Raw genomic sequence first — 5,238 nt, 5'->3', positions numbered from 1 at the left:
TCACCGCGCGTTGATCATGGGCGTTGATGGGCCGTTGCAGCGCTTTTGGCGGACGTCACGCGCGCGCCGAATCGGGCCCCGGTAGGGTCGAAGAGGTGTGCGGAGTCACCGGGGAGGTACGACTCGACGGGCGGGCGCCCGAGGTAGCGGCGGTCTCAGCGATGGCCGCCGTGCTGACGCCGAGGGGCCCGGACAGTGGCGGCGCCTGGTCGCAGGGCCGGGTTGCCCTCGGCCATCGTCGCCTCAAGATCATCGACCTGACCGAGGCCGGCTCGCAGCCGATGGTCGACTCCGAACTGGGCCTGTCGATCGCCTGGAACGGCTGCATCTACAACTACAAGGAACTGCGCAGCGAACTCAGCGGATACGGCTACCGCTTCTTCTCGCACAGCGACACCGAGGTTCTGATCAAGGCCTACCACCGGTGGGGCGACGACTTCGTCAGCCACCTGTTCGGCATGTTCGCCTTCGCCATCGTCGAGCGCGACAGCGGGCGGGTGCTGCTCGGGCGCGACCGGCTCGGCATCAAACCCTTGTACCTGACCGAGGACAACCACCGGGTCCGCTTCGCCTCGACCCTGCCGGCCCTGCTGGCCGGCGGCGGCGTGGACACCCGCATCGACCCCGTCGCCCTGCACCACTACATGACCTTCCACTCGGTGGTGCCCGCCCCGGCCACCATCCTGCGCGGGGTGCGCAAGGTGCCGCCCGCCTCGCTCGTCGCGATCGAGCCCGACGGCAGGCGCACCGTCACCACGTACTGGGCGCCCGATTTCACCCGGCACGCCGACCGCGCGGACTGGTCGGAGCGCGACTGGGAAGACGCCGTGCTGTCCACGCTGCGCCTGGCGGTCCAGCGCCGCCTGGTCGCCGACGTGCCGGTCGGCTGCCTGCTGTCCGGCGGTGTCGATTCCAGCCTGATCGTGGGCCTGCTCGCCGAGGCCGGCCAGCACGGGCTGTCCACCTTCTCGATCGGCTTCGAGTCGGCCGGCGGCGTCAAGGGCGACGAGTTCCAGTACTCCGACATCGTGGCCAAGCGCTTCGAGACCGACCACCACCAGATCCGCATCGAGACCGAACGGATGCTGCCCGCCCTCGACGGGGCCATCGGCGCGATGAGCGAGCCGATGGTCAGCCACGACTGCGTCGCCTTCTACCTGCTCAGTCAGGAAGTGGCGCGCCACGTGAAGGTCGTGCAGTCCGGCCAGGGCGCCGACGAGGTGTTCGCCGGCTATCACTGGTACCCGCCGATGGGCTCACCGGCCGCCGCGTCGCTGCAGGGTGCGGTCGCCGAGTACCGCGGTGCCTTCTTCGACCGTGATTCGGCCGAGCTGGCCGGCCTGCTGGGACCGGGCATCATGGCGCCCGGCGACCCCAGTGGCCGCTTTGTCACCGAGCACTTCGCGCGGGCCGGCGCCGAGACGGGCGTCGACCGCGCGTTGCGCCTCGACACCACCGTGATGCTCATCGACGACCCGGTGAAGCGGGTCGACAACATGACGATGGCGTGGGGGCTGGAGGGTCGTGTTCCGTTCCTCGACCACGAGCTGGTGGAACTGGCCGCCACCTGCCCGCCGGAGCTCAAGATCGCGCACGAGGGCAAGGGCGTCCTCAAACAGGCTGCGCGGCGGGTGATTCCATCGGAGGTCATCGACCGGCCCAAGGGCTATTTCCCGGTTCCGGCGCTGACCCATCTCGAAGGGCCCTACCTCGATATGGTCCGCGACGCCCTCTACGCGCCGGTTGCCAAGGAGCGCGGCCTGTTTCGTGCGGAAGCGGTCGAGGGTCTGCTGGAGAATCCCAACGGCAAGCTGACCCCGCTGCGCGGCAACGAGCTGTGGCAGATCGCCCTGCTCGAGCTGTGGTTGCAGCGTCACGGCATCACGGGGCCGGTTGCATGACCGTGGTCGATCCGTCCGGCGACCACACCGAGGCGATCACGCTCGGTCTGCACGACGCTTCGCCGCCGGAGCTGGTCGATGCGATGGCGAAAGACGTCGAGCTCGAATTAGGTTGGGGCCGACTGATTTTCGGGCAGACCTTCGCCGACTCCCAGCAACTGGTCGAGGCGCTGCGCCGCGAGGGTCCCGGCCGGCGCGACATCTGCATCTACGCCCGCGAATCCCACGTCGTGGTCGCCGAGGCGCCCACCGAGCTGTTCATCGACCCCAGCCACACCTACCGGCTGCGCTTCACGGGCAAGAAGAAGGCCTCGCCGCCGCCGCCGCTGGGCGTGACGGTGCGCACGCTCAACGATCCGATCGACGCCGACGCCATGAACCGCGTGTACGTGCGCTGCGGGATGGTCCCCGCCGGGGTCGACGTGATCTGGGACAACCATCGGCATGTGCCGGCGGTGAAGTATCTGCTCGCGGTGCGCGACGAGGACGGCGCCGTGGTCGGTACCGTCACCGGCGTCGACCACGAGTTGTTGTTCAACGATCCGGAGGAGGGGTCGAGCCTGTGGACGCTGGCCGTCGATCCGGCCGCCGGGCTCCCGGGGGTCGGCGCGGCCCTCACCCGGGCACTGGCCGAGCACTTCCGCGACGCGGGCCGCGCCTACATGGATCTGTCGGTGGCCCACGACAACGCCGCCGCCATCGGCCTGTACGAGAAGCTGGGTTTCCGCCGCGTCCCGGTGCTGGCGATCAAGCGCAAGAACGCGATCAACGAGCCGCTGTTCAGCCCGCCGCCCGAGACGGTCGACGACCTCAACCCCTACGCCCGGATCATCGCCGACGAGGCGCTGCGCCGCGGGATCTGGGTCGAAGTGCTCGACGCCGAGACCGGCGAGATGCGGCTCACACACGGCGGGCGCAGCGTCATCACCCGCGAGTCGCTGTCCGAATACACCTCGGCGGTGGCCATGTGCCGCTGCGACGACAAGCGGTTGACCCGGCGCCTGGTCTCCGAGGCCGGCATCACCGTGCCGCGCGCGCGGCTGGCCACCTTCGACGAGAGCGACTTCGCCTTCCTCAAGGAGGTGGGCGAGGTCGTCGTCAAACCGACGCGGGGCGAGCAGGGCAAGGGCATCACGGTCGGGGTCGTTCCCGACAACGGGCCCGACGACCTGTCCGCCGCCCTCGCGCGCGCCCGCAAGCAATACCCGGACGTGCTCATCGAGCAGCGGGTGGCCGGCGACGACCTTCGCCTCGTCGTGATCGACGGCCGCGTCGTCGCCGCCGCCCTGCGCATGCCCCCGGAGATCATCGGCACGGGGGAGCACAGCGTGCGGGACCTGATCGCGGCCGAAAGCCGGCGGCGGTCGGCGGCCACCGGCGGCGAGTCCCGCATCCCGCTGGACGACCTCACGGAATCGACGGTCGCCGAAGCCGGTTGGGCGCTCGACGATGTGCTGCCCCAGGGCACCCGGCTCCGGGTGCGTCGCACGGCGAACCTGCATCAGGGCGGCACCATCCACGACGTCACCGCGCAGGTGAACACCGAGCTGTGCCGGGTCGCGGTGACCGCGGCCGAGGCGATCGGCATCCCGGTGACCGGGATCGACCTGCTGGTGCCCGACGTCACGGGCGCCGACTACGCGTTCATCGAAGCCAACGAGCGACCGGGGCTGGCCAACCACGAACCTCAGCCCACGGCGGCGGCTTTCATCGATTTCCTCTTCCCCGGCCACCCCGGGCAGCCGCAGGCCTGGACGCCCGAGGAGTCCCGCTCCGATCGCGGCTGACGCCGGTCGAAACCAGAACGGAGACGCCCATGAGTGCGAGCGCCCAAACGAAGTCCATCGCGACGCGGGTGCCCGCCCGGCTGGACCGGCTGCCGTGGTCACGGTTTCACTGGCGCGTCGTGGTCGGCCTGGGCGGGGTGTGGGTGCTCGACGGGCTCGAGGTCACCATGGTCGGCAACGTCTCGGCGCGGCTCATGGAGCCGGGCAGCGGCATCGCGCTGAATCCCGCGCAGATCGGCATGGCGGCGGCGATATACATCGCCGGGGCGTGTTCGGGGGCGCTGTTCTTCGGTCACCTCACGGACCGGTTCGGGCGGCGAAACCTGTTCATCCTCACCCTCGCGATCTATCTGGTCGCCACCGTGGCGACCGCGTTCGCGTTCGCCCCCTGGTATTTCTTTGTGACCCGCTTCTTCACCGGCTCCGGCATCGGCGGCGAATACGCCGCCATCAACTCGGCCATCGACGAGCTGATCCCGGCGCGGGTGCGCGGCCGGGTCGACCTGGTGATCAACGGAACCTATTGGCTGGGTTCGGCCGCCGGCGCCGGTGGCGCGCTGATCCTGTTGAACACCGCCAACTTTGCGCCTGACATCGGGTGGCGGCTCGCCTTCGGCATCGGCGCGATCCTGGGCATCTTCGTGCTGCTGGTGCGGCGCAACGTCCCGGAGAGCCCGCGCTGGCTGTTCATTCACGGCCGCGAGGACGAGGCCGAGCACATCGTCGGCGAGATCGAGCAGGAGGTCGAGCGGGAGACCGGCGAGCCCCTGCCTGAGCCGCAGGGGAAGCCGCTGCGGATCCGCCAGCGCAAGTCGATCTCGTTCCGGGAGATCGCCGGCGTGGCCTTCAAGCTCTACCCGCGGCGCGCGGTGCTCGGGCTGGCGCTGTTCATCGGGCAGGCGTTCCTCTACAACGGCGTCACGTTCAACCTCGGCACGCTGCTCAGCCAGTTCTACGCCGTGCCGTCGGGCATGGTGCCGGTGTTCTTCGTGCTGTGGGCCCTGAGCAACTTCGCCGGCCCGCTGGTGCTCGGGCATCTGTTCGACACCGTCGGCCGCAAACCGATGATCACGCTGACCTACATCGGCTCGGGTCTCGCGGTGGTGGTGCTGGCGCTGGTGTTCATCACCCAGGCCGGCGGCGTCTGGGCCTTCATCGGCGTGCTCATCGTGGCGTTCTTTTTGGCGTCGGCCGGTGCCAGCGCGGCGTACCTGACCGTCAGCGAGATCTTCCCGATGGAGACGCGGGCGCTGGCGATCGCGTTCTTCTACGCGATGGGAACGGCGATCGGCGGCATCACCGGCCCGCTGCTGTTCGGCCAGCTGATCAACTCGGGCCACCGCAGCGAGGTCGTCTGGTCGTTTTTGATCGGCGCGGTGGTGATGGCCGCGGCCGGACTGGTCGAACTGTGGCTGGGGGTCGCCGCCGAGCGGCGCCCGCTGGAAGAGCTGGCGTTGCCGCTGACCGTAGAAGACGCCGAAGAGGCCGAACGCCAAGGGGATTCGGCGCCGCTGCCGGACTGACGGGCCTGCCCGCTCGCGCGCGTCACC

3 protein-coding genes are annotated in these 5,238 nt (G+C 69.7%); all 3 read left to right on the top strand.

Annotated elements, in window-relative coordinates:
- The first annotated feature begins 95 nt into the window (after positions 1-95).
- The 3 genes from K883_RS22140 to K883_RS22130 are packed head-to-tail and all read left to right on the top strand — an operon-like array spanning position 96 to position 5,211.
- Positions 96-1,901 carry an N-acetylglutaminylglutamine amidotransferase gene (locus K883_RS22140; protein ID WP_036455881.1) on the top strand — a complete coding sequence of 602 codons (1,806 nt, stop codon included), beginning with the start codon at positions 96-98 and terminating at the stop codon, positions 1,899-1,901.
- Complete coding sequence (gene ngg, locus K883_RS22135; protein WP_020822698.1) at positions 1,898-3,688, top strand: N-acetylglutaminylglutamine synthetase; 1,791 nt, start codon at positions 1,898-1,900, stop codon at positions 3,686-3,688. Before K883_RS22140 ends, ngg begins: the two co-directional genes overlap by 4 nt.
- A 29-nt stretch (positions 3,689-3,717) precedes the next feature.
- Positions 3,718-5,211, top strand: coding sequence for an MFS transporter (locus tag K883_RS22130; protein ID WP_036455879.1), 1,494 nt, complete (start codon positions 3,718-3,720; stop codon positions 5,209-5,211).
- Positions 5,212-5,238: the final 27 nt, after the last annotated feature.

Source organism: Mycobacterium sp. TKK-01-0059 (assembly GCF_000709305.1).
Lineage (GTDB): Bacteria > Actinomycetota > Actinomycetes > Mycobacteriales > Mycobacteriaceae > Mycobacterium > Mycobacterium intracellulare.
The sequence above is the reverse complement of the archived record's forward strand: the minus strand, read 5'-3'. Positions and strand labels throughout refer to the sequence as shown.